The organism is Porcipelethomonas sp., from assembly GCF_051893655.1.
Classification (GTDB): Bacteria; Bacillota; Clostridia; order Oscillospirales; family Ruminococcaceae; genus Porcipelethomonas.
Genome location: NZ_JBJFHN010000051.1, coordinates 1 through 24,988 on the forward strand (window position 1 = coordinate 1; position 24,988 = coordinate 24,988).

At 39.6% G+C, this 24,988-nt stretch carries 25 protein-coding genes; 10 read left to right on the plus strand and 15 right to left on the minus strand.

Annotated elements, in window-relative coordinates:
• The 5 genes from guaA to ACI4WO_RS02760 form a co-directional block, all read right to left on the minus strand.
• Positions 1 to 1,536 (minus strand): glutamine-hydrolyzing GMP synthase, encoded by a 1,536-nt coding sequence (gene guaA, locus ACI4WO_RS02740; RefSeq protein WP_439806026.1) that lies wholly within the window; start codon positions 1,534 to 1,536, stop codon positions 1 to 3.
• Between the two features lie 126 nt (positions 1,537 to 1,662).
• The gene (locus tag ACI4WO_RS02745; RefSeq protein ID WP_439806027.1) at positions 1,663 to 2,364 is read right to left on the minus strand and encodes a tRNA threonylcarbamoyladenosine dehydratase; all 702 of its coding nucleotides are present in this window, start codon (positions 2,362 to 2,364) and stop codon (positions 1,663 to 1,665) included.
• The gene (hydE, locus tag ACI4WO_RS02750; RefSeq protein WP_439806028.1) at positions 2,357 to 3,394 is read right to left on the minus strand and encodes a [FeFe] hydrogenase H-cluster radical SAM maturase HydE; all 1,038 of its coding nucleotides are present in this window, start codon (positions 3,392 to 3,394) and stop codon (positions 2,357 to 2,359) included. The genes ACI4WO_RS02745 and hydE overlap by 8 nt, the downstream gene beginning before the upstream one ends.
• A 17-nt stretch (positions 3,395 to 3,411) precedes the next feature.
• Positions 3,412 to 4,551: an FtsW/RodA/SpoVE family cell cycle protein gene (locus ACI4WO_RS02755; RefSeq protein ID WP_439806029.1), complete on the minus strand. Its 1,140-nt coding sequence runs from the start codon at positions 4,549 to 4,551 to the stop codon at positions 3,412 to 3,414.
• Positions 4,552 to 4,586: 35 nt separating this feature from the next.
• Entirely contained in the window at positions 4,587 to 6,140 is a 1,554-nt protein-coding gene (locus ACI4WO_RS02760) for a YifB family Mg chelatase-like AAA ATPase (RefSeq protein WP_439806030.1), read from the minus strand.
• Between the two features lie 259 nt (positions 6,141 to 6,399).
• Here ACI4WO_RS02760 and ACI4WO_RS02765 point away from each other — a divergent pair, with 259 nt between their 5' ends.
• From ACI4WO_RS02765 to queF, 10 genes are all read left to right on the plus strand, one after another.
• Positions 6,400 to 6,714, plus strand: coding sequence for a hypothetical protein (locus tag ACI4WO_RS02765; protein ID WP_439806031.1), 315 nt, complete (start codon positions 6,400 to 6,402; stop codon positions 6,712 to 6,714).
• Positions 6,715 to 6,716: 2 nt separating this feature from the next.
• Positions 6,717 to 7,679 (plus strand): D-2-hydroxyacid dehydrogenase, encoded by a 963-nt coding sequence (locus ACI4WO_RS02770; protein ID WP_439806032.1) that lies wholly within the window; start codon positions 6,717 to 6,719, stop codon positions 7,677 to 7,679.
• An 8-nt stretch (positions 7,680 to 7,687) separates the two neighbouring features.
• On the plus strand, positions 7,688 to 8,479 hold the full coding sequence (gene proB, locus ACI4WO_RS02775) for a glutamate 5-kinase (protein ID WP_439806033.1): 792 nt from the start codon (positions 7,688 to 7,690) through the stop codon (positions 8,477 to 8,479).
• 18 nt (positions 8,480 to 8,497) lie between these two features.
• On the plus strand, positions 8,498 to 9,745 hold the full coding sequence (locus ACI4WO_RS02780) for a glutamate-5-semialdehyde dehydrogenase (RefSeq protein WP_439806034.1): 1,248 nt from the start codon (positions 8,498 to 8,500) through the stop codon (positions 9,743 to 9,745).
• Between the two features lie 10 nt (positions 9,746 to 9,755).
• Positions 9,756 to 10,922, plus strand: coding sequence for a hypothetical protein (locus tag ACI4WO_RS02785; RefSeq protein WP_439806035.1), 1,167 nt, complete (start codon positions 9,756 to 9,758; stop codon positions 10,920 to 10,922).
• A 155-nt stretch (positions 10,923 to 11,077) separates the two neighbouring features.
• Positions 11,078 to 11,500, plus strand: a complete 423-nt coding sequence (gene queD, locus ACI4WO_RS02790) for a 6-carboxytetrahydropterin synthase QueD (RefSeq protein WP_439806036.1) — start codon at positions 11,078 to 11,080, stop codon at positions 11,498 to 11,500.
• 4 nt (positions 11,501 to 11,504) lie between these two features.
• Positions 11,505 to 12,170, plus strand: coding sequence for a putative 7-carboxy-7-deazaguanine synthase QueE (gene queE / locus ACI4WO_RS02795; protein WP_439806037.1), 666 nt, complete (start codon positions 11,505 to 11,507; stop codon positions 12,168 to 12,170).
• A 2-nt stretch (positions 12,171 to 12,172) separates the two neighbouring features.
• Complete coding sequence (gene folE, locus ACI4WO_RS02800; protein WP_439806038.1) at positions 12,173 to 12,751, plus strand: GTP cyclohydrolase I FolE; 579 nt, start codon at positions 12,173 to 12,175, stop codon at positions 12,749 to 12,751.
• Positions 12,752 to 12,765: 14 nt separating this feature from the next.
• On the plus strand, positions 12,766 to 13,446 hold the full coding sequence (queC, locus tag ACI4WO_RS02805) for a 7-cyano-7-deazaguanine synthase QueC (RefSeq protein WP_439806039.1): 681 nt from the start codon (positions 12,766 to 12,768) through the stop codon (positions 13,444 to 13,446).
• Between the two features lie 3 nt (positions 13,447 to 13,449).
• Entirely contained in the window at positions 13,450 to 13,938 is a 489-nt protein-coding gene (gene queF, locus ACI4WO_RS02810) for a preQ(1) synthase (protein WP_439806040.1), read from the plus strand.
• 46 nt (positions 13,939 to 13,984) lie between these two features.
• Here queF and ACI4WO_RS02815 read toward each other — a convergent pair whose 3' ends face one another.
• The 10 genes from ACI4WO_RS02815 to ACI4WO_RS02860 form a co-directional block, all read right to left on the minus strand.
• Entirely contained in the window at positions 13,985 to 14,719 is a 735-nt protein-coding gene (locus ACI4WO_RS02815; protein ID WP_439806041.1) for a TPM domain-containing protein, read from the minus strand.
• Between the two features lie 89 nt (positions 14,720 to 14,808).
• Positions 14,809 to 15,900, minus strand: coding sequence for a hypothetical protein (locus tag ACI4WO_RS02820; RefSeq protein WP_439806042.1), 1,092 nt, complete (start codon positions 15,898 to 15,900; stop codon positions 14,809 to 14,811).
• A gap of 25 nt (positions 15,901 to 15,925) precedes the next feature.
• Positions 15,926 to 17,329, minus strand: a complete 1,404-nt coding sequence (locus ACI4WO_RS02825) for an SPFH domain-containing protein (protein ID WP_439806043.1) — start codon at positions 17,327 to 17,329, stop codon at positions 15,926 to 15,928.
• An 89-nt stretch (positions 17,330 to 17,418) separates the two neighbouring features.
• Positions 17,419 to 18,360, minus strand: coding sequence for a transketolase family protein (locus ACI4WO_RS02830; RefSeq protein WP_439806044.1), 942 nt, complete (start codon positions 18,358 to 18,360; stop codon positions 17,419 to 17,421).
• 6 nt (positions 18,361 to 18,366) lie between these two features.
• Entirely contained in the window at positions 18,367 to 19,206 is an 840-nt protein-coding gene (locus ACI4WO_RS02835; RefSeq protein WP_439806045.1) for a transketolase, read from the minus strand.
• 48 nt (positions 19,207 to 19,254) lie between these two features.
• Complete coding sequence (locus ACI4WO_RS02840; protein ID WP_439806046.1) at positions 19,255 to 20,067, minus strand: Cof-type HAD-IIB family hydrolase; 813 nt, start codon at positions 20,065 to 20,067, stop codon at positions 19,255 to 19,257.
• 2 nt (positions 20,068 to 20,069) lie between these two features.
• Positions 20,070 to 20,975 (minus strand): RluA family pseudouridine synthase, encoded by a 906-nt coding sequence (locus ACI4WO_RS02845; RefSeq protein WP_439806047.1) that lies wholly within the window; start codon positions 20,973 to 20,975, stop codon positions 20,070 to 20,072.
• The gene (lspA, locus tag ACI4WO_RS02850) at positions 20,968 to 21,462 is read right to left on the minus strand and encodes a signal peptidase II (RefSeq protein WP_439806048.1); all 495 of its coding nucleotides are present in this window, start codon (positions 21,460 to 21,462) and stop codon (positions 20,968 to 20,970) included. Before lspA ends, ACI4WO_RS02845 begins: the two co-directional genes overlap by 8 nt.
• 74 nt (positions 21,463 to 21,536) lie before the next feature.
• Entirely contained in the window at positions 21,537 to 24,308 is a 2,772-nt protein-coding gene (gene ileS / locus ACI4WO_RS02855) for an isoleucine--tRNA ligase (RefSeq protein WP_439806049.1), read from the minus strand.
• A complete protein-coding gene (locus ACI4WO_RS02860; protein ID WP_439806050.1) occupies positions 24,308 to 24,988 on the minus strand; it encodes a DivIVA domain-containing protein in 681 nt (226 codons plus the stop codon). Before ACI4WO_RS02860 ends, ileS begins: the two co-directional genes overlap by 1 nt.

Consider the following 24,988-nt stretch of genomic DNA (forward strand, 5'->3'; position numbering starts at 1 on the left):
TTATTCCCACTCAATTGAAGCTGGTGGTTTTGTAGTGATATCATAAACTATTCTATTTACATTCTTGACTTCATTTACAATTCTTGCGGAAATCTTTTCAAGTACATCATAAGGAATTTTTGCAAAATCCGCCGTCATAAAGTCCGTTGTAGTAACACCTCTGAGAGCAAGAACATAGTCATAGGTTCTTGCATCTCCCATAACTCCTACAGTTCTTGTATTAGTAAGTACTGCAAAATATTGATGAATATCCTTATCCAAACCAGCTTTTGCAATTTCTTCACGGAATATATAATCCGCATCCTGAAGAATTTTCACTTTAGTTTCATCAAGTTCACCAATTATTCTGATAGCAAGTCCCGGACCCGGAAATGGCTGACGGCTTACCAATGCTTCAGGAAGTCCAAGTTCTCTGCCAAGTTCTCTTACCTCGTCTTTAAAAAGAAGTCTCAGCGGTTCGATAATTTCTTTAAAATCAACATGATCAGGAAGTCCGCCAACATTATGATGAGATTTTATAACTGCCGCCTCATCATCATCTCCGCTTTCAATAACATCAGGATAAATAGTACCCTGAACCAGATAATCTACCGTACCTATTTTTTTAGCTTCCTTTTCAAAAACATTTATAAATTCAGCACCGATTATTTTTCTTTTCTGCTCCGGATCTGAAACCCCTCTGAGTTTTTCCATAAAATATTCTGAAGCATCAACTCTGACAAAATTAATATCCCAGTCAGCAAAAGCCGCTTCAACTTCATCGCCTTCATTTTTTCTTAAGAATCCATGATCCACAAAAATACTTGTAACCTGATTACCTACTGCTTTAGAAAGAAGTGCAGCTGCAACAGAGCTGTCAACACCGCCGGAAAGTGCCAACAATACTTTTTTATCTCCGACCTTCTGCCGAATGTCGGCAATAGCGGTTTTAACATAATTTTCCATAGACCAGTCGCCTGTAAATCCGCAGACATTATAAAGAAAATTTCTGAGCATAGCCACACCATTTTCAGTATGGTTAACTTCCGGATGAAACTGTATTCCATAAAGTTTTCTTTCCTCATTCTCAATTGCAGCACAAGGACATGAACTGCTGGTTGCAATTGATTTAAATCCATCCGGCAATACCGAAATATAATCAGTATGGCTCATCCATGAGATTCCTTTTTCAGGCAGACTGCTGAAAAGCTTACTGCTGACATCATAATTTGTTTCTGTTTTTCCGTACTCTCTCATCTGAGCAGTAGAAACCGTTCCGCCTAAAGTATATGCCATAAGCTGACAGCCATAGCAAATACCCAGAACAGGTATTCCCAGTTCAAAAATTCCCCTGTCAATTCTTGGTGCATTGTCAGCATATACACTATTCGGACCTCCGGTAAAAATAATTCCGGCAGGATTTCTTTTCTTTATTTCTTCTATTGGAGTTTTGCGGCTTATAACTTCGCAGTAAACCCCACACTCACGTACTCTTCTGGCAATCAGCTGATTATACTGACCACCGAAATTCAAAATTAAACAAAGCTGATGATTCATTTTTTACTCCTATTTTTTATTAATATCTATTATTATGCCATTTTCTGATGAAAATTGCAATAGTTCCGATAAATTTACAATCAAATAACAAAGCTTCAGGCATACTTTTCAAAGACTTGCAGAATTTTACCGTTTTACAATATCCTTTACAATTTCTCCTGCAATGATAAGTCCTGCCACGGACGGAACAAAAGAAACGCTTCCTATAGTTTTGCGTTTTGAAGTTACCTCTTCGCTTTCTGATTTATGCTCCCATGGTTTTTCTGTAGAGTAAACTACTTTAAGTTTTTTTACGTTTCTCTTTCTCAGCTCATAACGCATGACTTTAGCAAGAGGACACATTTCTGTTTTGTAAATGTCCGTTACTGTAAGTTTTGCAGGATCCAGTTTATTTCCCGTTCCCATAGATGATATGACCGGAATACCGAGTTTACAGGCATTTTCAATTAATGCAAGCTTTGACGATACTGTATCAATTGCATCAGCAATGTAATCAAATCCGGTCAGATCCACTTCATTTCCGGTATAAAAACAGTCCCGTGCATCAACCACTGCATCAGGATTTATATCAAGGATCCTGTCTCTTGCCACATATACTTTCTTTTTTCCGATTGTAGAATGAAGTGCAATAAGCTGACGGTTCAGATTAGTGACTGCTACCTCGTCATTATCAATAAGCGTGATCTTTCCCACTGCACATCTTGCCAGGGCTTCGGCTGTATAAGAGCCTACTCCCCCGACGCCGAAAACTGCAACAGACGCATTTTTCAGTTTTTCTATACCTTCTTTTCCAAGAAGAAGTTCTGTTCTTGAAAACTCATTAAGCACGCCAGTCACCTCTGTCTGTAACAATTTTATACCCTGCCGATTCCACACGTCTTTCAAGACATTTTCTGCATTCTGCCGCTTCATCACCCATGCATATTTTATTGTCATAAAGAGCATAAAGCTTTCTGAATTTTACCGGAGACAGATTCGGCATCACAACATTAGCACCGGCTTTCAGACCCAGTTCTCTTCCTTTTGGATCTATAGTTCCCAGAGCAGTTGTTGAAGGAATAAGTGCATGAGGCAGCAAAAGACGTGTAAGTGCAACCATAACCAGAGTATCTCTTAAAGAACCATTCTTGCAATCTCTGAAAGGAGTATCCTTATGGGCGATAAAAGGACCTATCCCTGCCATTTCAGGTTCAAGCTCTTTTAAAAATAAAAGGTCACTGACAAGATTTTCTTTTGTCTGATAAGGCGAACCCACCATAAATCCGGCACCGGTCTGATACCCGATCTGCTTTAGTGTTTTCAGGCATTTCATTCGGTTTTCAAAGGACATTTCTTCGGGATGCAGCTTTTCATAATGCTCTTTGGACGATGTTTCATGCCTTAAAAGATATCTGTCTGCTCCGGCAGAAAAAAGCTTTTTATAGCTTTCCTCACTTCGTTCACCCATAGAAATCGTAACAGCACAGTCCGGATATTTTTCTTTTATTTTTTTTATTATACTGCAAAGGACATCATCACTGAAATATATATCCTCTCCGCCCTGAATTACAAAAGTACGGAATCCGAGTTCATATCCTGTATCACAGCACAGGAGAATATCAGGTTCTGTAAGTCTGTATCGGCTGATTTCTCTGTTGTCACGGCGTATCCCACAGTAAAGGCAATTGTTTTTACAGTAATTTGAAATTTCAATCAGTCCTCTGATAAAAACATCAGTACCATAAATTTCTCTTCTGACTCTGTCTGCTGATTCAAAAAGATATTCATCATTTGAATTATCCTGTATAACAGCCAGAATATCCTCTTTTTCTGCAAAATGATCTGTTGCAATTCTGTCAATTATTTCTTTAGTATTCATAGAAAACCTCATTGATTCTACTCATAATCATAGAACATTCTGTATTTTTTATTATTATGTGCATAGCAGCTTAGTACAAATCCTATGGCGGTGTACATGCTCAGCAAAGCCGTACCGCCGGCACTGAAAAATGGCAGCGGGATACCGATAACCGGCATTACCTTTAAAACCATCCCGATATTCATAAAGCAATGAGTAAAAATCATAGCAAAGGTTCCCAGACATATTAATTTGCCCATAAGATCCATAGTATTACGGCTGTCATTTAAAATCCTTATGCATATGTATGCAAGTATTATAATTACAGCAATAGCACCTACAAATCCAAACGCCTGACCCAGGTATGCAAAAATGAAATCGTTATGCATTTCCGGAACTGTTACATAATCGTCTGCAAAAAGTCCCTTTCCGAAAAGTCCCCCTGAACCCAGTGCCGCAAGTCCGAGATTCTGCTGATATTCAAGTCCCATAGGATCTGTTCCCGGATGTATAAGAACAAGAATACGCTTTTTATGCAGGGACTGTAATCCATAATTCCAGAGAAGATAAATTGCCGGCGGAGTAATCAGTATCGCTGCAATAATATATTTTACTGAAAGTCCGGCAGAAAAAAGCATTATCACAAACATCATCAAAAATACAATAGCTGTTCCGTAGTCACCCTGCAAGGCTACCAGTCCCACCGGTATAGCTCCATGAATAATAATAAGGAGCAGATGCAGCGGATGATTTATATTTTCAGCATCCTTTGAAAGATGAAAGGAAAACGAAAGAATAAATGCAAGCTTTAAGAATTCTGACGGCTGTACAGTTGTAAATCCGAGATTAAGCCACGCTCTGTCATCAGCACCTGCACGCTGAAGTCCAAGTCCGGTAAAGGTAAGCAAAACCAGCACCACGGCTATTGGTGCGTAAATAAACCACAGCTTTGTAAAATGATGATAGTCAATAGAGGCTATAATAAGACATACTGCGACCCCCAGAACCGTTGAAATAAGCTGAATCCAGTAATATCTGGGAGATATGTCACTGGCACCTGTCGTACACATGGAATAAAGAAGAATCACGCCGATTACGGCACAGAATGTCACAGCTATAAGAAGCCATTTATCAAGCCGCTTATAGTACTTTGATATTTTTTTTACAAATGCATTCATATTATTTTTTGCCTTTCTTTTGTTTTAAGCAATAATTATGCGGTATTGCTTTTATTATCCTGATTTATGTTCCAGTATTTTCTGTCAAGACTTCGAAACTGAATAGCAGCTGAAATATGTTCTTTCTGTATCATTTCACTGTTCTTTAAGTCAGCTATTGTTCTTGCAACTTTAAGTATTCTGTCATAGGCTCTGGCAGAAAGTCCGAGTCTGTCAAATGCATTTCCGATAAAGGTTCTGGCACTGTCGCTCATTACGCAGTAATCCTGAAGCTTATCCGGAGTTATATTGGCATTGCATGTAATTTTGCTGCCTTTAAATCTTTCGTTTTGTATGTTCCGTGCTGCGGTAACCCTTTTCCTTATTTCTGACGACGGTTCTTCCTGTACATCAGAAGACAGATCCTGAAATTCAACCGGTGCGACTTCAATATGAAGATCAAATCTGTCCAGCAGCGGTCCGGAGATTTTTGACAAATACGCCGCAACCTGCTTATGGGAACATCTGCATCTGTTGCTGGGATGTCCGTAATATCCGCAGGGACAGGGATTCATGGCAGCAATAAGCATAATTGATGCCGGATATACTACCGTTCCGGCTGCTCTTGAAATTGTTACTTTCCGGTCTTCCAGCGGCTGTCTTAATATTTCCAGTGTTTTCCGGTCAAACTCTGCAAGTTCGTCCAGAAAAAGAAGTCCGTTATGGGCAAGAGAAATTTCTCCCGGTCTGGGTATTGATCCGCCTCCGGCAAGTCCAGCAGCGGAAATGGTATGATGAGGAGTTCTGAACGGTCTTACCGTAACAAGCGGAGATTCCGGGTTTAAAAGTCCGGATATAGAATGTATTTTTGTTGTTTCAATAGATTCTTCAAAGGTCATGTCTGGTAAAATAGAGGGCATTCGCTTTGCAAGCATGCTTTTTCCGCTTCCGGGCGTTCCGATAAGAAGAGCGTTATGTCCTCCGGCAGCTGCAATTTCAAGAGCGACCTTAGCGGTTTTCTGTCCCTTTACATCAGCAAAATCCAGAAGTCCTTCCTGAATGTTCTCTCCCGGTACAAAAGGCTTCTGCTTTTTAATTTTTTTGCCTCGTATAAAATGATCAAGTATTTCCGTAACCGATTCTGCACCGAATATATCTATACCCTCTGCAGCAGAAGCTTCAAATGCATTGGCACTCGGTACAAAAACCGATCTGAATCCGGACTCCCTTGCAAGCAAAACCATAGGCAGCACTCCCTCTACAGGGCGAAGCATTCCGTTTAATGAAAGCTCCCCTATAAAGCAGCAGGAATCCAGATCATCTGTTATATAACCCGATGCTTTAAGAATAGCAATAAGTATTGCTATATCATGAACAGAACCGCTTTTTCTTGTTCCGGCAGGTGCCAGATTTACCATTACCCTGGCAACTGGAAATTCTATATTGCAGCATCTCATAGATGCTTTTATTCTTTCACGGCTTTCCTTTACAACAAGATCCGGAAGTCCCACAATATCAAAGGCAGGAATACCTCTGCTTATTTCCACTTCAACGTCAACGTTAAAAGCATTCAGTCCGAACAGACCAAGACTATTGATTTTTGCAAACATTTCAGACCTCCGGTAAAATATTTTTTATGTTGGTAAACACTGATTTTTCATTTGCCTTATTAATTATATCATGCCGTGCGAAAAAAGTAAATAAGTATCAAATAAAGATGAAAAATAAATTTCAAAGCTTTTGCAGAAACATGTTTACTGCAAAAAATCTTCTTATAACATCTGTCAAAAGTATTGAAAATTTTACATTTTCATGATATACTATAAAGGTTAGTAAGAATAAAATTATTTCAGAATGGAGATCTTATAGATGAATAACAATATTTTTCCCCTCCCCTTTTCACTGCACCTGATTTTCGTAATACTGGCTTTTGCTCTTTTTATAGTTCAGTATGTCAGAGTAAGACGCCTTTATCAGATTATCATAGCAGTTGCTGTTTCTGCAAGCATGCTGATCTACGCAGGCTCAAGCAAGGCATGGATCACTGTTGTCGGTATTATTGAAGCTGTGTTGCTGGCAGCTGCACTGGTATCATCAATAGCAGACAGCAGAAAAGCCAAAAAATCTGCTGCTGAAAACTCAACCGTACAATCGGAAAATGAATCTGCCGGAGAACAGAACTAAAAATGAAAATTTGTATACTGGACTGGACAACAGTAACATCCGGTGATATAAGCTCTGATATTTTCAGGGAATTCGGAGAGGTAAAATGCTATCCGCTTACCGACAACGAAAAGGTTGCTGAACATATAGGCGATGCTGATATGCTGCTTTGCAACAAGGTCATGATAACAGATGACGTAATCTCAAAATGTCCGAATCTTAAATACATAGGTCTTTTTGCAACAGGTTTTAATAACATTGATATAGAAAGTGCATCAAGACATGGAATAACTGTCTGCAATGCAGGAAGCTACTCGACTTATGCTGTGGCACAGCATACTTTTGCCTTTATTCTGGAGCATTACAGCAGAATTTCTGAATACAATGATTTTGTAAAAAATGACGGCTGGATAAAGTCCAGAATATTTTCAAAGTTTCCTATAAAAACTATGGAGCTTTTAAATAAGACCATTGCCATTATCGGATATGGCAGCATCGGAAAAGCAGTAGCAGAAATTGCATCGGCTTTCGGAATGAAGGTAATTATCAATACCAGAACAGTTCCTGCGGACTGTCCGTATGAGCTGGTTTCTCTTAAGGAAGCTTTCAGACGTGCAGATATTCTGACGGTTCACTGTCCGCTGACAGAACAGACAGCCGGAATTATAAACGCTGATAATCTTTCCCTTATGAAAAAGGATGCCATAGTTGTAAATACTGCAAGAGGCGGAATTGTAAATGAATCAGACCTTGCAGACGCTTTAAACCATGGAAATATTGCCGGAGCTTATCTTGATGTTCTGGTATGTGAGCCTATGTCAGAGTATACACCTCTGCGAAATGCTGCAAACTGCGTTATAACTCCGCACACAGCATGGGCACCGCTGGAAACAAGAATCCGCCTTATAGATATCGTTTTGAACAATATCAGGGCGTATTTAAACGGCAGTCCTGAAAATCAGGTAAACTGCCCTTTGAAAGGATAAGAAAATTTATGCACAACATATCAAATAAAAAAAGAATAGTTATAAAGCTCGGAACTTCAACTCTTGCACATAAAACCGGAAAGCTTAATATAAGAAGAATGAGCTGTCTTGTACGTGTTCTGGCAGACCTTTATAATTCAGGAAAGGAAATTGTAATAGTTTCCTCCGGTGCTATTGGTCTGGGTGTAGGCAAACTGGGACTTCGTGAAAAGCCTTCAGATACTCCGTCAAAACAGGCTGCTGCCGCTGTCGGACAATGTGAGCTTATGTATCTTTACGACAACCTGTTTGATGAATACGGAATAACGGTGGCTCAGATGCTTCTTACAAAAACTATTATTGAAAATGATGAACGCAAAAAGAATGTTGAAAATACATTTGAAAAGCTTATAGCTATGGGCGTTATTCCAATCGTAAATGAAAATGATACTGTTGCCATTGACGAACTGGAGCTTGAAATCGGGGAAAACGATTCTCTGTCTGCTATAGTTGCCAAGCTTGCAGGAGCTGAGCTGCTTGTAATCCTTTCCGATATTGACGGGCTTTACAGCAGCGATCCCCATAAAGATCCTGATGCTGAGCTTATTCCGGTAGTAACTGAAATAAACGAACATATTGAAAGTATTGCCGGAGGTGCCGGAAGTGCACTCGGAACAGGAGGAATGGCAACTAAAATAAATGCTGCAAAAATTGCCAATGACGCCGGTATCGACATGATAATTATGAACGGAAATAATCCGGACAAACTGTATGAATTGTTTGAAAACAATGAAACCGGAACATTATTTATTGCACACTGACAAGGAGGTGTTTTAACAATGACATATATAGAAACTCTGGGAGCAAAAGCAAAGGCTGCTTCCCACGCTGCCGCATCTGCACCGTCAAAGATGAAAAACGATGCACTTAAAGCAATTGCCGATTCCCTTGTAAAAAACACTGATTTAATTATTAAGCAAAACCAGATTGACCTTGAAAACGCCCGCAATAACGGTATGTCTGTTTCAATGCAGGACAGACTTATGCTTGATGAAAAGAGAATTGAAGGTATTGCAGCCGGTGTTTTAAAGCTTGTTGAAGCTGAAGATCTGATAGGCGCTGTTGATTACGGCGTTGTCCGTCCAAACGGTCTCAGGATCTGCAAGACCCGTGTTCCTCTGGGAGTTATTGGAATTATTTTCGAGTCCCGTCCGAACGTTACTGTAGATGCTGCAACCCTCTGTCTTAAAGCAGGAAATACTGTTATTCTCAAGGGCGGAAAGGAAGCTATAAACTCAAATAAATGTTTGGCTGATATTATGAGAAATGCCGTTGCGAGTGCCGGACTGCCTGAAGATGTTATTCAGCTTGTTGAGGATACTTCAAGAGAATCAACCACAGAGCTTATGAAGCTCAACAAATATCTGGACGTGCTTATACCAAGAGGCGGTGCCGGACTTATAAATGCCGTGGTAAATCAGGCAACCGTACCTGTTATTGAAACCGGTACGGGAAACTGTCATGTATATGTTGATGAATCGGCAGACATTGAAATGGCAGCGGATATTGTAAACAACGGAAAAACACAGCGTCCGTCTGTGTGCAATGCAGTTGAAAGTCTTTTAGTACACAAAAATATAGCGCAAAAAGCACTGCCTGCAATCAAGAAAAAGCTTGATGAACACAATGTTGAAATAAGGGGCTGTAAAAGAACTACTGAAATTCTTGGTGACTGCGTTATTCCGGCAACAGAAGAAGACTATGCCACAGAATTTCTGGACTATATTATTTCCGTAAAGGTTGTTGATTCAGTTGATGAAGCTATTGAACATATCGGAAAATATTCCACAGGTCACTCAGAAACAATAGTTACCAAAAGCCTTGAAAATGCCGAAAAATTTCAGCGTGAAGTTGATTCTGCCGCAGTATATGTAAATGCTTCTACCAGATTTACAGACGGCGGAGAATTCGGATTCGGCGCAGAAATCGGAATTTCAACTCAGAAGCTTCATGCGAGAGGTCCTATGGGACTCAGAGAGCTTACAACAGTAAAATATCTTATAAACGGAAACGGTCAGATAAGATAAGGAGATTCCTATGGATATACTTGAGGAAATCGAGGAAACTTTAAAAGATAAAAAAGGAAAATGGAAATATACGCCTATGAGAGAAACAAGTGAAACTGACGCTATTATTGATGAACTTTTAAGAGAATTTTCATCAGATTCCCATCAGAAACGAACTGAAAGAAACTATTCACGTCCGACAGAAAAACCACGTCCTCAGTCTCAGCCGCAGGACTATAATATCAGGTCGGAACAGGAAGAACGTGAAGAGTATAACCGTTCTCTGAACGGTTCACACTCTGTACCCGATGACGCTACGCAGATCTATTCTTTGAATGATATCCCGCAGGACGATGCACCCGGAAATTATAATGATTATAACGGAGCATATTACGGCGGTGATGACGGGAATGATGACTACGATGATTACGATGACGAATATTATGACGATGAATTTGATGACAGTCATAAAATGAACAGCGATGAATTTACCCAGTTCCTTGATTCTGAGGACGACAGCAACCGTGATTATGTACCGACGGTAAAAAGAAGCCCATGGAAAACCGCATGGCGAATAATCTATACTGCTGTAATTGCAGCATTTACAATTATAGGTATCTTTAGTTCAGTTATTTTCTGTATGGAAAAATTGCAAATGATGCCGTCTGACAAGGAAGCGGAAAATGAAGCACTAAAAAGCGAAGTTCAGAAAGTTATATACCCTCTTGTGGAAACAGAAATCAGTGACTTTGAAAGCTTTGATGATATTCCGGCTGAAGAAATGGTAAATGTTGCTGTCTGGGAAATAATTATCAACGGAGATATCAGTGTATTCAAAAATGATGATTCAGATGATTATCTGATACCTCAGACTCAGATGGAATATATTTCCGAAAAACTTTTCGGAAATGAATCATCTGTTGAAAATGTTTCTGCCGGAATAAATGATATAGCAGTTGTTTATGATAAGGATAAGAAAGGGTATATTGTACCGTCATATTACTATATATATACCATGTATCCTGTAGTTACAGGTGTTTCAGTATCAGGTGATACCTACACCGTTTCTGTGGACTGCTTCTATGATGCTCCGGCATGGAGAAGTGAAAAGAAAACAATGCCGGGCAAAAAAATGGTATTCACTCTTAAGAAAACCACAGATTATTATAACATTATTTCGGCAAAAACTGTTTCTTGACGAAACTGAAATACAATGATATAATATTTATACGGACAGTTCGTTTGTGCCATCCTGTCCTTAAACAAAACCAGGACATCATAAGCTTTAAAGCAAGTTTTAAGGGTATAGATGTCTTTCTATACCCTTTTTATTTTTAAAGGAAGTGTTGAACTATGTATTTTCTCAAAACTCAGGTTTCATTTGACAGTGCTCATTTTCTTTATGGATACGAAGGAAAATGCAGCAATATTCATGGACACAGATGGACCATTGAAGTAACAGTTAAAAATGCCTTTTTACAGCGAAATGGTCAGCAGAAAGGCATGATCATGGATTTTTCTGATCTGAAAAAATCTTTGCAGCTTATCGCTGACCATTATGACCATGCACTTATTTATGAAAAAAATACTCTTAAATCAGATACTATGGAATGTCTTAAACGTGATGGTTTCAGACTTATTGAACTTCCGTTCCGTCCGACAGCTGAAAATCTTTCCAGACACTTTTTCACAATCCTCAAAGAACGGGGATTCAGACCTCATAATGTAACAGTTTACGAAACTCCTGACAACTGTGCAATGTATGAGGAGGGCTAAGTAATTGTTCAGATATCATATTGCTGAAAAATTTGTAAGCATAAACGGTGAAGGCAGGAAAGCTGGTCAGCCAGCTGTATTTATACGCTTTAAGGGCTGCAATCTTAATTGCTCCTACTGCGATACGCTATGGGCAAATTTTGATGACTGTCCGGCAGAAATTATGACTGCTGATGAAATCCTGAATTATATTCAAAGCACAGGTATAAAAAATGTAACGCTTACCGGCGGAGAACCCCTTATACAACCCGGTATTTATGAGCTTGTGGATTTGCTGTGCCAAAGCAGCCTGTCTGTTGAAATTGAAACAAATGGTTCGGATGATATATCAGATTTCAGAAAATTAAAAATAATGCCGTCATTTACACTTGACTATAAGTTGCCGTCAAGCGGTATGGAAAATTTTATGGACATGAAAAATTATAACTTCCTGACAGAAAATGATACTGTCAAATTTGTGTGCGGAAGTTATGAAGATCTTGAAAAGGCACTGGATATAATAGAAAAGAAGAAGCTTGTAAAAAAATGTGCCGTTTATTTAAGTCCCGTATTTGGTCAGATTGAACCCGCTGATATAGTTGATTTCATGCTTGAACACAAAATGAACGGAGTTAATTTTCAGCTTCAGCTGCATAAATTTATATGGGATCCAGACAAAAGAGGTGTATAACAATGGCAATTGACAAAGAAGCAATCAAAGAACATATAAAGGGAATTTTAACCGCTTTGGGTGACGACCCGGAAAGAGAAGGATTAAAAGAAACTCCGGAACGTGTTGCAAATATGTATGAAGAAGTATTTGAGGGAATGAACTACACAAACCGTGAAATTGCTGATATGTTCAGCAAAACCTTTGATGTCCCTGATTCTGAAAATAATGACATGGTTATGGTAAAGGATATTGATGTTTTTTCATATTGCGAACATCATCTTGCATTGATGTATGACATGAAAGTTTCTGTTGCCTATATTCCAGACAAAAAAGTTCTGGGACTTTCAAAAATCGCAAGAATAGCTGAAATGGCTGCAAAGCGTCTTCAGCTTCAGGAAAAGCTCGGATGCGATATTGCTGATATTATTTCAATGGCTTCGGGTTCTGAGGATGTGGCTGTATTCATTAAAGGTAAGCATTCATGTATGACTGCAAGGGGAATTAAAAATACCTCGTCATTCACACAGTCTACTACTCTGAGAGGCAGATTCAAAACTGATTCCATGCTGCAGAACAGATTTTTAATGCAGCTGAATTAAGAAAGGAGCTATCAATGAAAGCATTGGTTTTATTCAGCGGCGGCATAGACAGTACCACCTGTCTGGGACTTGCCATAAATAAATACGGCAGGGAAAACGTAACCGCCCTTTCAATAACATACGGTCAGAAACACCAGAAAGAAATTCAGTCAGCAAACGCTGTTGCAAAATATTACGGCATTGAGAAAATTGATCTGGATTTATCTTTAATTTTCAAGTTTTCTGATTGTTCCCTTCTTCAAGGCTCAGAAAATGAAATTCCGCATGAATCCTATGCCAGTCAGCTTGAAAAAACAAATGGTTCTCCGGTATCCACATATGTACCGTTCAGAAATGGATTATTTATTTCTTCTGCAGCTGCAATTGCTCTTTCAAAGGGATGCAGTGTAATATACTATGGCGCACACGCTGACGATTCAGCCGGAAATGCTTATCCGGACTGCTCAAGTGCATTTAACAATGCTATGAATACTGCTGTTTTTGAAGGAAGTGGAGGACAGCTTAAAATTGAAGCTCCTTTTGTTAATATGACAAAAGCAGAGGTTGTAAAAAAAGGACTTGAACTGAAAGTACCCTATGAATTAACATGGAGCTGTTATGAGGGCGGAGATAAACCATGCGGTCAATGCGGAACATGTATTGACAGAGCAAACGCTTTTAAACTTAACGGTATTGAAGATCCGGCAATGAGGTGAACTATGGAAAAAAGAGAAAAGGAAAATCTGACCTTACTGGGCAGTCAGAAAACTGCGTATCCGGATAATTACGCTCCGGAAATGCTTGAAACCTTTGAAAACAAACATCAGGGAAACGATTATTTTGTAAAGTTTAATTGTCCGGAATTTACAAGTCTCTGCCCTATTACAGGTCAGCCGGACTTCGCTTCAATTTATATTTCATATATTCCTGACATTAAAATGGTTGAAAGCAAATCATTAAAGCTTTATCTTTTCAGCTACCGTAATCATGGTGATTTCCATGAGGACTGTGTTAACAAGATAATGAAAGACTTAATCAGGCTTATGGATCCGAAATATATTGAAGTGTGGGGTAAATTTACTCCAAGGGGCGGTATTTCAATCGACCCTTACTGCAATTACGGCAGACCAGGTACTAAATGGGAAAAGCTTGCAGAAAACAGACTGTTTAATCATGATATGTATCCTGAAAAAATTGATAACAGATAAAAAGAAGGAAGCTTTCAAAAAGCTTCCTCTTTTACCTTAAAAATCATTAAAATTTTCCGCCGCCTCCGCCGTGGGACGAACCTGACGAGCTTGAATGAGTACTGCTTCCGCCTGAACTTGACGGTTCAGGTTTTTTTGTTTTAGTCACGTTTTTATACAGGAAAATATCATTGGAGCGTTTAATGTTTAATGAGTTATTTTCAATATAATTATTTGCATTACGCAAAGATACAACAGACTTCATTTTAGATTTCATAACTAATACAACAATAATTGCTATAACTAATCCTATTCCTAAGCCTATCAAAACTGCTATTACATAATTAAAAGCTGTTTTATATTTATGATTAACGTCATAAGGTGTATCTTCCAGTGCTTCATTAAGAAAATCTTCCGTCAGATCAAGAAAAGTGCTGAACGCTGAATCATAATTTCCATCGCTCAGATCTGGCACAATCGTATCACCGATCACATCTATGCCGTAATCTGTAAATGCGTCAATTCCATAGCCTGCAGTGGAAATCCACCAGTCACGGTCTTCCATGCTTACAAGCAGCAGAATACCGTCATTATACGGTCCTGCCCCATAGCCATTGTAATCATAAAAATCATCCGCATATTCCATGGGAATTGCACCGTCAATAGAGTCAGTTGTGACAATTACTACATCAAATCTGTATTCGTCATTTATGTATTCTATTCTTTCACACAGCTCTTCCTCGGTGTCATCTGATATCAGATCAGCGTCATCAACCACTCTCGGCAGATCTGGATCATTCAAACTATATTCTTCCTGGGAAAATACCGGCATACTAAAAGATAAGAATAAAAGTCCTGTTAACAAAATTGTTTTTAATTTTCCCATTTTCATCACCCCAGCATTGTTATTATCAGCAGCAGCAATGCCGCTGCGATTCCCGAAACTGCAAATACACCCAGAAACCATGACCAGAACAGTTTCTTGTCTGTCGGGAGATTTCCCACAAATTTACCAGTCTGTCCGTTCATTGCAAATATAAATTTCTGATCATTCCATGTAGTATTTAAAATCCAGACAGGCAGTAATGCATAGTGTGACTGGCTGTTGGAATAACTGATGTTTGAATATACGCTGTTTACAGTTGCATATCCCATTACAGTATTCCGGAATGCCTCCTCTGTGCTTTTCTTGATTCGTTCATTTGCTCTTCCGATACTGCTTTTCTGATCAACATCATATTTATCTGCCACATATCCTGCGAGATATGCAGTATCAAAATCAACCATCTGGGAATAATCAAAAGGTTCTACAGATTCCATCAGGTCATCCGGCATTTTTTCAGAACCGTCAACAGGTACATGGTCAAAATTAAGATTACCGTCACGGTAAACATCAAAGTATGATGTTTCAGTATAATCATACTTACTGTCACTCCAATGACGAACTTTTGTTGCTTTAAATTTATGCTGAGAAAAAGTATCACAGTCAAACAGCCAGAACGGAACATAAACTCCTTTAATTTCATCAATATGATTCTGATCTTTAAATACTTTCGGCAGCAAAGGCTTTCCTTTAAGATGATTTGCCATAGCTTCCTTAGCTGCTTTTTTATCAAGCTTAAAAGGAATAACATAGTCAGGACGCAGATCTCCTGAAAAATTTGATTTCAGGATAACAGGATTATCACAGTAGGGACAATTCATTGCTCCGGCACTTTGATCAGCTATAAGTTCTCCGCCGCAGGACTGACATATATAAACATTTAATCCATCCAGTTCTTCATTGCTCCACTGATTATCTGTTTTTATTTCCCATTCCTGCTGATCAGGCTTCTGGATTTCTTCCTGAGTCTGCTGACTTTTTTTAAGTGCTTCAATATCGAATTCCGCATCACAGTAAGGGCAGACCATTTTTTGCTGGTTACTGTCAAAGTTTACTGCACCTCCACAGCAGGGGCATTTATATTCAAGTATAGTTGACATTTTTTCACCTCGCTGAAAGCAGTTTTTATTTTATATCATTTTCATCAAACGGATCTGCACACTGCGGACAGAATTTAGGCGGATTATGCGGATCCTCCGGTTCCCAGCCGCACTTGTCACATTTGTAAAGCGGTGCACCGACCGGCTTAGGTTTGCCGCATTCAGTACAGAATTTGCCTTTATTCACTGCTCCGCATGAACAGTTCCAGCCATTATCAGAAGGCTTAGGCTTTCCGCATTCAACACAGAATTTGCCGGTATTTACTGCTCCGCATGAGCATTTCCAGCCTGCTGCCGGTTCAGGTTTTGACTTTCCGCATTCAGTACAGAATTTACCGCTGTTTACTGCTCCGCATGAGCATTTCCAGCCGTTCTGAGCAGCTGCTGCCTGTTGTGCCTGCTGCTGTGCTGCGGCATTCTGCTGCTGACCCATAGCAAAAAGGTTCTGTGCATTCATTCCACCAGACTGAGAAGCCATACCCATTCCCATAAAACCTGTCATAGCTCCTGCATTGTTGCCGGCTGCCATTTTCATGGCATCTGCCTGTGCACCGACCAGAGTTGCAGCAGCCATATTAGGATCACGCATCATAGCAGTACGCTGAGCCTGCTTTATCATATCCTCGTCTTCCTTCGGTGCTGTAATGGAATTTATAGCTACAGAAACTATTGACAAACCACGAAGTTCAGACCATTTCTTTGAAAGAACTTCATTCATAGCATCTGAAAATTCCATTGTGTGTCCCGGAAGAGCACTGTAACGGATACCCTGTTCTGAAAGTTTTGCAAATGCCGGCTGAAGAGCGCTTAAAAATTCAGATTTCAGCTGTCTGTCAATATCTTCACGGGTATATTCTTTTTCAACATTTCCGCATACATTAGTATAAAACAGTAAAGGATCCGAAATCTTATATGAAAATACGCCATTACATCTGACAGATATATCAATATCAAGTCCGATATTGCGGTCTACTACACGAAACGGAACAGGATTAGGTGTTCCGAATTTATTGTCTACCAGTTCTTTGGTATTAAAATAATATATCCTCTGGTCATTTCCTGCTTCTCCGCCGTAAGTAAACCTTTTGCCAATAGTTTTAAATGTTTCTTTTATTCCGCTGCCAAGTCCGCCTGAAAAAATACTGGGTTCGCTTGAGAGATCATATGTATATTCGCCCGGCTCTGCACAAACCTCTACAATTCTTCCCTTATCAACAATTATCATACACTGTCCGTCAGAAACAACAATACCGCTTCCGTTTGTAATGATGTTATCGCTTCCTTTGGTATTTGATGAACGGCGGCTGGTTTTTTTCTGACCTTTAACAGCCAGAACATCAGCTGGAAGAGAATCACAGCAAAAATATTCCTTCCACTGATCTGCCAAAGTACCTCCTACTGCTCCCATTGCTGCTTTAATAAGTCCCATGAAAAATACTCCTTTCAAATTAAAGTTTTAATTAATTTATTATAAAATAATTGTATGCTGATCTGGGGCATACAATTATTGTTTATTTATTATTTAAGTGCTTTTTTAACCTGTGCTACAATATTATCCTTACACAAGCCAAATTTTTTCAGCAGTTCTGCCGCCGGACCTGAATATCCGTACTCATCATTTACGCCGATTTTTATTACTGGTACGGGATAGCATTCAGTAACTGCTTCAGCAACAGCCGCACCCAGTCCTCCGATAACACTGTGTTCTTCAACGGTCATAAGTATTCCCGAATCCTCTGCCGCTTTGCAGATAAGATCCTTGTCAAGCGGCTTGATTGTATGAATATTAATAACTCCTGCATTTATGCCTTCTTTTTTCAGCTCATCTGATGCTTCCACAGCTTCATGAACCATAAGTCCCGTAGCAATAATTGTAATGTCATTGCCTTCACGAAGAGTAATACCCTTACCCAATTCAAATTTATATGTTTCACTGTCATTGAAAACAGGTGCGGCAAGTCTTCCAAAACGAAGGTATACAGGTCCCTTATGCAGTATTGCAGCTTCTACTGCGGCTCTTGCTTCAACATCATCAGCAGGATTGATTATTGTCATTCCCGGAATAGTCCTCATAAGAGCAATGTCCTCATTACACTGGTGTGTTGCACCGTCCTCACCAACTGAAATACCAGCATGAGTAGCACCGATTTTTACATTAAGTCCGGGATAGCCTATTGAATTTCTTACCACCTCATATGCTCTTCCAGCTGCAAACATTGCAAAGGTACTTGCAAAAGGAATCTTTCCGCATGCTGCCAGTCCTGCGGCAATTCCCATCATATTTGCTTCTGCTATACCGCAGTCAAAAAATCTTTCCGGATAAGCCTTTTTAAAAATACCTGTTTTTGTAGCAGCTGCAAGATCAGCGTCAAGAACCACAAGCTCAGGATATTTTGCCGCAAGCTTTGTAAGAGTTTCTCCATAGCTTTCTCTGGTTGCCTTTTTTATTAAATCTGCCATTTTTAGTTAACCCTCCAGTTCCTTAAGCTGTTCGTCAAGCTCTTTCATTGCCTGATCATACTGTTCCTTGTTTGGTGCACATCCATGCCATGAAACCTGATTCTCCATAAAGGAAACGCCTTTTCCCTTAATACTTTTCTGAATAATGGCAACCGGTTTTCCGCTGACTGAATCTGCTTCATTGAAAGCTCTTTCAATATCATCAAAGTCATGTGCATCCATAGTAATTACATGCCAGCCAAATGCGGCAAATTTATCTGTAATAGGTTCAGGAGAGCATACCTCTGAAATTGCTCCGTCAATCTGAAGACCATTATTATCCACAATTGCGATGAGATTGTCAAGCTTTTTATGAGACGCAAACATTGCAGCTTCCCATACCTGACCTTCTTCTATTTCGCCGTCTCCTAAAACTGCATAAACCTTGTACGACTTTTTGTCAAGTTTTCCGGCAAGAGCCATTCCGCATGCCGCAGAAATTCCCTGTCCCAAGGAACCGCTGGACATATCAACACCTTTGGTATTAATACATGGATGTCCCTGAAGCATTGAACCTATATGACGAAGATTTTTCAGTTCCTTTTCCGAGAAATACCCTTTCAGTGCCAGAACAGAATAAAGTGCAGGCGCACAGTGTCCCTTTGAAAGAACCATACGGTCTCTGTCCGGGTCCTCAGGACAATCAGGGTTTACATTCATCTTCTCAAAGTAAAGATAGGTTAAAAGTTCTGCAATTGAAAGCGAACCGCCGGGATGTCCCGATTTTGCATTATAAACCCCCTCTATTATTCCTTTTCTGACTTTACAGGCGTTGACCTGCAGGCATTTCCTAGTATTGCCGTCCATTTTTTTACCTCCTGAAAATAACGCTTTGATTTTTTCATTGTCATCTAATTATATTTTTTCTGAATAAATCATATCAATAAGTTCTGCAATTGCAGCCTCATCGCTTGTATTTCTCAAAACTACATCAGCGGCATTTTTCACATCCTGCTGTGCATTAGCAGTTGCGGCACCGATATCCGCCGCCTGTATCATTTCAATGTCATTGTGATAGTCTCCGGCGGAAATGACTTTGAAATTTTCCATTCCCATAAGCTTTATATACTCTTTAAGTGCTGCTCCCTTGGAGCTTCCATGAGGCAGCATTTCAATAAACGTATCATGAGAACGTACAAAATCCACCGGATAATTCTGATTTTTTACATATTCTTCCAGCTGTGCTATATGGTCAGGTTCATCCGCAAACAAAATTTTAAACCATCCGCCTTCTGGAACACTGTCAAGTTCAGAATAAGCAGGTTCCACCTGACAGATACGGACGTGATCCTGTTCATATTCATTATTGCATACAACGTAGATATTGTCAAGTCTTAAAACCTCTCCGCCGGGATTTTTCATGAAATCAAAAAGTTCCCTTGCGATATCCTTTGCACATTCCGGAAGTTCATCAGTAAACATGACTTTATCAGTATGAGTATCATAAATGAGTGAACCATTATAAAGAATTACAGGGATATCAATCTCAAGCTTTTCAATATATTTTATTGCAGACTGTAAAGTTCTTCCCGTTGCAATAGTAAATTTTCCGCCGTCTTTTCTGAATCGGTTTATCGCATCTGTATCTTTTGGGGACAGAATTTTATTTCCCGGAAGAAGCGTTCCGTCCATATCCGTTATAAGCAGAATATTAGATAAATCAGGCATAATTATCTGACCTTTCTTAAAATTTCTTTGAAATAATCCGGAAGTTCACTGTCAAACTCCATATATTTTCCGGTATCAGGATGAATGAATCCTATTTTTCTGGCGTGCAGGCACTGTCCTTCAATACCCTTGAATGCCTTTCCATAAACATCATCCCCCAGAACCGGATGACCGATATATGCCATATGAACTCTTATCTGATGAGTTCTTCCCGTTTCCAGCCGGCATTTTAAATATGCATATTTATCAAACTGTTCTAAAACCTTGTAATGGGTTACAGCATTTTTTGAATTTTTATATATTACACACATTTTCTTCCGGTCATTAGGATTTCTGCCGACAGGTGCATCTACTGTTCCTTCTGTCTGACTGAATCTTCCCTGTGCTACCAGTTCATATTCTCTGGTAAAACTATGAACTTTTATCTGCTCTGCCAGAAAATTATGTGCAGCATCCGTTTTAGCAACAATCAAAAGTCCGCTTGTATTTTTATCAATTCTGTGTACAATCCCCGGACGTATAACTCCATTAATTCCGGACAAGCTGTCCCCACAGTGATAAAGCAAAGCGTTTACCATAGTACCGCTGTAATTTCCAGGTGCCGGATGAACGACCATTCCCTTGGGCTTGTTAACTACAAGGAGACTGCTGTCCTCATAAACAATATCAAGGGGAATATTTTCAGGCTCTGTGTTCAGTTCAACCGGTTTCGGAATGTTTATTTCAACAGTGTCCCCCACTCTGAGCTTATAATTTTTAGCAGCAGTTTTTTCGTTAACCAGTACTCCGCCGGATTCAATAATGTTCTGAACAGCTGTTCTTGTCAGAGTATCAGTTTGTTCTGCAATCCATTTGTCAAGTCTTGAACCGCTGTCGTTTTCAGTCACTGTAAGAACCATCTCATCCATCAGTGCTGCCCTTTTTCACTTTCTCGCCATGTTCCTTTTCAAAAAACAATACATATACCAGCAGAAGTATTACACCAATCACAACACAGCAGTCTGCAAAATTAAATATTGCAAAATTAAAAAGCTGTACGTCAAGATAATCAACCACAAGTCCTCCCCTGAACAGACGATCGATTATATTTCCCAGTCCGCCGCTTACAACCAGTGAAAGACATATTACCATAAATTTATTATTCCTATGCTTTATCATATAATAAATACAAAAAATCATAAGAGCTGCCGTAACGCCTACAAGAATCCAGCGCATACCGCTGAAACTTCCGAAAACAGCACCGTCATTTTCAAGATAGGTAAGATTAAGAATTTTTAAATTTCCTATTTTTATAAATTCTCTTGACGGTGTTCCTTTAAGGCTTTCAACTGCCCAGTATTTTATGAGCTGATCCACACCGGTAAGCAATATTATTGCTGAAAAAGCTATTATCAAGATTAAAATAAAGCGTCTTCCTCTCTTTTAAAAATATAACTTGCCGCCCAAAGGAACGGCAAGTTATTATTTCTTTATTCAACAACTCCGGCACATCTTTCGCAAAGTGTCGGATGTTCGCTGTTTTTGCCGACAGTTTCAGAGTAGCACCAGCATCTTTCACATTTTCCGCCTGTTGCCTTTACAACTCCAAATTCCGGTGATTCTACATTTGTCTCAACTACAGAAACTCCGGAAACGATCAGAATCTCAGCAAGCTGATCAGCTATTGCACTGTATTTTTCATACATTTCACCGCCGCAGTGAACAATAACATTAGCTTCAAGGGACTTACCGATAACCTTTTCATTACGTTTTTCTTCAAGCACCTTATTTACAGTTTCTCTGACATTATAAATAAATTCCCACTTGCTGATAAATTCGTCACTGAATTCTATTCCGGATTTTTCAGGCATTTCATTTAAGAAAATGCTTTCAGCGTTTTCATCAGCACAATGCGGCAGATAGCCCCAGATTTCTTCAGCTGTAAATGACATTATAGGAGCTATAAGTCTTGCAACACCGCTTAAAATTCTGTACATTGCAGTCTGTGCCGCACGTCTTTTAACAGACTTTTCATCTTCACAGTAAAGTCTGTCCTTTATAATATCAAGATAGAAGTTTGACATATCAGTAACACAGAAATTGTGAATGCTGTGGAATGCAATATGGAAATCGAATTCCTCATAACCCTTCTTGACCTTATCTATAAGATTATCAAGCCTCATCAATGCCCACTTGTCAATTTCAAGCAGTTCATCATCTGAAACCATATCAGTATCCGGATTGAATCCATCTCCGTTTGAAATATTTCCAAGAATAAATCTTGCTGTATTTCTGATTTTCTTATAAGCATCAGAAAGCTGCTTTAATATTTCAGGAGAAATTCTGATATCTGAATGATAGTCGGAAGAAGCAACCCACAGTCTTAAAATATCTGCACCGTATTTGTCAACAACTTCAGCCGGATCAATACCGTTGCCCAAAGACTTATGCATAGTTCTGCCCTGACCGTCAACAACCCATCCGTGAGTGCAGACAGCCTTATAAGGAGCAGTTCCCTTGTAAACCACAGAAGTGAGAAGTGAAGACTGGAACCAGCCTCTGTACTGGTCAGCACCCTCCAGATAAAGGTCAGCAGGCCATGTAAGAGAATCCTTTTCGTCCATAACAGCAGTGTGGGATACGCCGCTGTCAAACCATACGTCCATGATATCATATTCTTTGGTAAATTCGCCGCATCCGCATTCGCATTTTACAGTATCAGGGATAAATTCACTAAGCTCTCTTGTCCACCATGCGTCAGCGCCTTCCTTGCGGAACAAATCAGAAATAGCCTTGATAGTTTCATCGGTAACGATAGGCTTTCCGCAGTCTTTACAATATATGATAGGAATCGGAACGCCCCATGTTCTCTGTCTGGAAATACACCAGTCACTTCTGTCACGAACCATTCCCTTGATTCTGTCTTCGCCCCACTCAGGAATCCATTTTACATTTTCAATAGCCTCAATTGCCTTGTCCTTAAATCCATTTACCGAACAGAACCACTGTTCTGTAGCACGGTAAATAATCGGACTGTTGCATCTCCAGCAGTGAGGATACTGGTGAGTGATCTGCTGACTTGCAAGAAGTGCACCTGTTTCTTCAAGTTTTGCAGCAATTGCCTTGTTTGCCTCATCAGTATCAAGACCTTCAAATTCTCCGGCTTCCTTAGTCTGTCTGCCTTTAGCGTCAACGCATACCAGAATGCCGATATCGTCATAATTTTTACATACCTCAAAGTCCTCAACACCATAGCCCGGAGCAGTATGAACACAGCCAGTACCGCTTTCCAGAGTTACATGGTCACCTACGATAACAGGAGAAAGTCTGTCATACAGAGGATGCTTTGTTTTCATATGTTCAAGTTCAGCACCTGTAAAGGAGCCGACTGTTGTATAGCCTTCAATTCCGGCAGTTTTCATTGTTGTATCAACAAGCTCTGCTGCCATTACATAGTATTCATCACCGTTTTTGACAAGAGTATATTCATACTCAGGTCCCAGACATATTGCAAGGTTGCCCGGAATTGTCCATGTTGTAGTTGTCCATATTACAAAGAAAACCTTGCTCAAATCAAGTCCCATTGCGGTGAACAGACCCTTATCATCTGTGACATTGAATTTTACATATATTGATGTACACGGATCGTTTGAATATTCAATTTCAGCTTCAGCAAGAGCAGTGTTACAGTCAGGACACCAGTAAACAGGCTTCAGACCCTTATACATATAGCCTTCTTTTGCCATTTTACCGAAGACCTCAACCTGTCTTGCTTCATATTCAGGTTTCAATGTAAGATACGGGTCATCATAGTCGCCTAAGCTTCCAAGACGCTTAAACTGTTCCATCTGACTGTTTACATGCTTGAGAGCAAAATTTTTGCAGTGCTTTCTAAGCTCCACCGGAGGAATAGCACCGTTTTCAACGCCGATATCCTTCATAGCCTTAAGCTCAATAGGAAGTCCGTGAGTATCCCATCCCGGAACATAAGGAGCGCAGAAACCGCTCATATTTTTATACTTTACAATAAAGTCCTTTAAAACCTTGTTAAGTGCAGTTCCCAGATGAATCTGACCATTAGCATACGGCGGACCGTCATGAAGAATATAACTGGGCTTGCCCTTGTTATTTTCTACCATTTTGTAATATAATCTGTCATCTTCCCATTTTTTCAGGGTTTCCGGTTCTCTTTTCGGAAGATTTCCTCTCATAGGGAAATCAGTTTTCGGCAGATTCAGTGTTTTATTATAGTCCATTGCCATTATACTTCTTCCTTTTCAGTTGTTGTATTTCCGGTCTGTGAATTGTTCTGTCCGAACTGCAGATCGGTAAATCTTGATTCATATACGCCCTTGATTGTTCTTGCAGAAAAACTTGAGGTTGCAAACGGATCCGGTTTCGGAGGCTCTTCAGCAATTTCATCGTTATTGCTATATTGCTGCTGATTATCATCATCGTCAAGCTCAATTTCCGGCATTGCAGAAATCATTTCAAGATGAGTTTTATACATATCAAACAGACTTTTCTTGAATTCTGAAACCTGTTTCTGAGCTTCAACAAGGTTTTCCTTTTCCTTTGCGATTTCAGCTCTGTTTTTTTCCATTGCAGCTTCATGCTGAACAGTTGCCTCATCCAGAAGAATTTTAGCTTTTTCTTCAGCCTGAGCTATAATTTCATCTGCCTTTTCCTGAGCTTCTGCCACTACCTGATGACCCTGTTTCTGAGCACCCAGCAAAGCATCCTTCAAAGCGTCTTCATCCTGACGGTATTCTCTTACCTTATCGGCAAGTATCTGGATTTTGCTGTGAAGATCTTCTCTTTCAGCGTCTATTTCTTCAAATTCAGTAATAAGCTCTGCGAGGAACTCATCAATATCCTCTTGCTTATATCCGAATGCGGCTTTTTCAAATTTTCTTTCTCTGATATCACTTGCACTTATCAA

Bases quoted from the DNA above. Each gene is read 5' to 3' on its own strand.
- queD (WP_439806036.1), top strand. From the start codon at position 11,078: ATGTATTTTCTCAAAACTCAGGTTTCATTTGACAGTGCTCATTTTCTT.
- queC (WP_439806039.1), top strand. From the start codon at position 12,766: ATGAAAGCATTGGTTTTATTCAGCGGCGGCATAGACAGTACCACCTGT.
- ACI4WO_RS02760 (WP_439806030.1), bottom strand. From the start codon at position 6,140: ATGTTTGCAAAAATCAATAGTCTTGGTCTGTTCGGACTGAATGCTTTT.
- ACI4WO_RS02835 (WP_439806045.1), bottom strand. From the start codon at position 19,206: ATGGACGGCAATACTAGGAAATGCCTGCAGGTCAACGCCTGTAAAGTC.
- ACI4WO_RS02830 (WP_439806044.1), bottom strand. From the start codon at position 18,360: ATGGCAGATTTAATAAAAAAGGCAACCAGAGAAAGCTATGGAGAAACT.
- ileS (WP_439806049.1), bottom strand. From the start codon at position 24,308: ATGGCAATGGACTATAATAAAACACTGAATCTGCCGAAAACTGATTTC.
- ACI4WO_RS02785 (WP_439806035.1), top strand. From the start codon at position 9,756: ATGGATATACTTGAGGAAATCGAGGAAACTTTAAAAGATAAAAAAGGA.
- ACI4WO_RS02765 (WP_439806031.1), top strand. From the start codon at position 6,400: ATGAATAACAATATTTTTCCCCTCCCCTTTTCACTGCACCTGATTTTC.
- queF (WP_439806040.1), top strand. From the start codon at position 13,450: ATGGAAAAAAGAGAAAAGGAAAATCTGACCTTACTGGGCAGTCAGAAA.
- ACI4WO_RS02840 (WP_439806046.1), bottom strand. From the start codon at position 20,067: ATGCCTGATTTATCTAATATTCTGCTTATAACGGATATGGACGGAACG.
- proB (WP_439806033.1), top strand. From the start codon at position 7,688: ATGCACAACATATCAAATAAAAAAAGAATAGTTATAAAGCTCGGAACT.
- ACI4WO_RS02820 (WP_439806042.1), bottom strand. From the start codon at position 15,900: ATGTCAACTATACTTGAATATAAATGCCCCTGCTGTGGAGGTGCAGTA.
- ACI4WO_RS02770 (WP_439806032.1), top strand. From the start codon at position 6,717: ATGAAAATTTGTATACTGGACTGGACAACAGTAACATCCGGTGATATA.
- ACI4WO_RS02755 (WP_439806029.1), bottom strand. From the start codon at position 4,551: ATGAATGCATTTGTAAAAAAAATATCAAAGTACTATAAGCGGCTTGAT.
- ACI4WO_RS02780 (WP_439806034.1), top strand. From the start codon at position 8,498: ATGACATATATAGAAACTCTGGGAGCAAAAGCAAAGGCTGCTTCCCAC.
- guaA (WP_439806026.1), bottom strand. From the start codon at position 1,536: ATGAATCATCAGCTTTGTTTAATTTTGAATTTCGGTGGTCAGTATAAT.
- ACI4WO_RS02845 (WP_439806047.1), bottom strand. From the start codon at position 20,975: ATGGATGAGATGGTTCTTACAGTGACTGAAAACGACAGCGGTTCAAGA.
- ACI4WO_RS02825 (WP_439806043.1), bottom strand. From the start codon at position 17,329: ATGGGACTTATTAAAGCAGCAATGGGAGCAGTAGGAGGTACTTTGGCA.
- hydE (WP_439806028.1), bottom strand. From the start codon at position 3,394: ATGAATACTAAAGAAATAATTGACAGAATTGCAACAGATCATTTTGCA.
- folE (WP_439806038.1), top strand. From the start codon at position 12,173: ATGGCAATTGACAAAGAAGCAATCAAAGAACATATAAAGGGAATTTTA.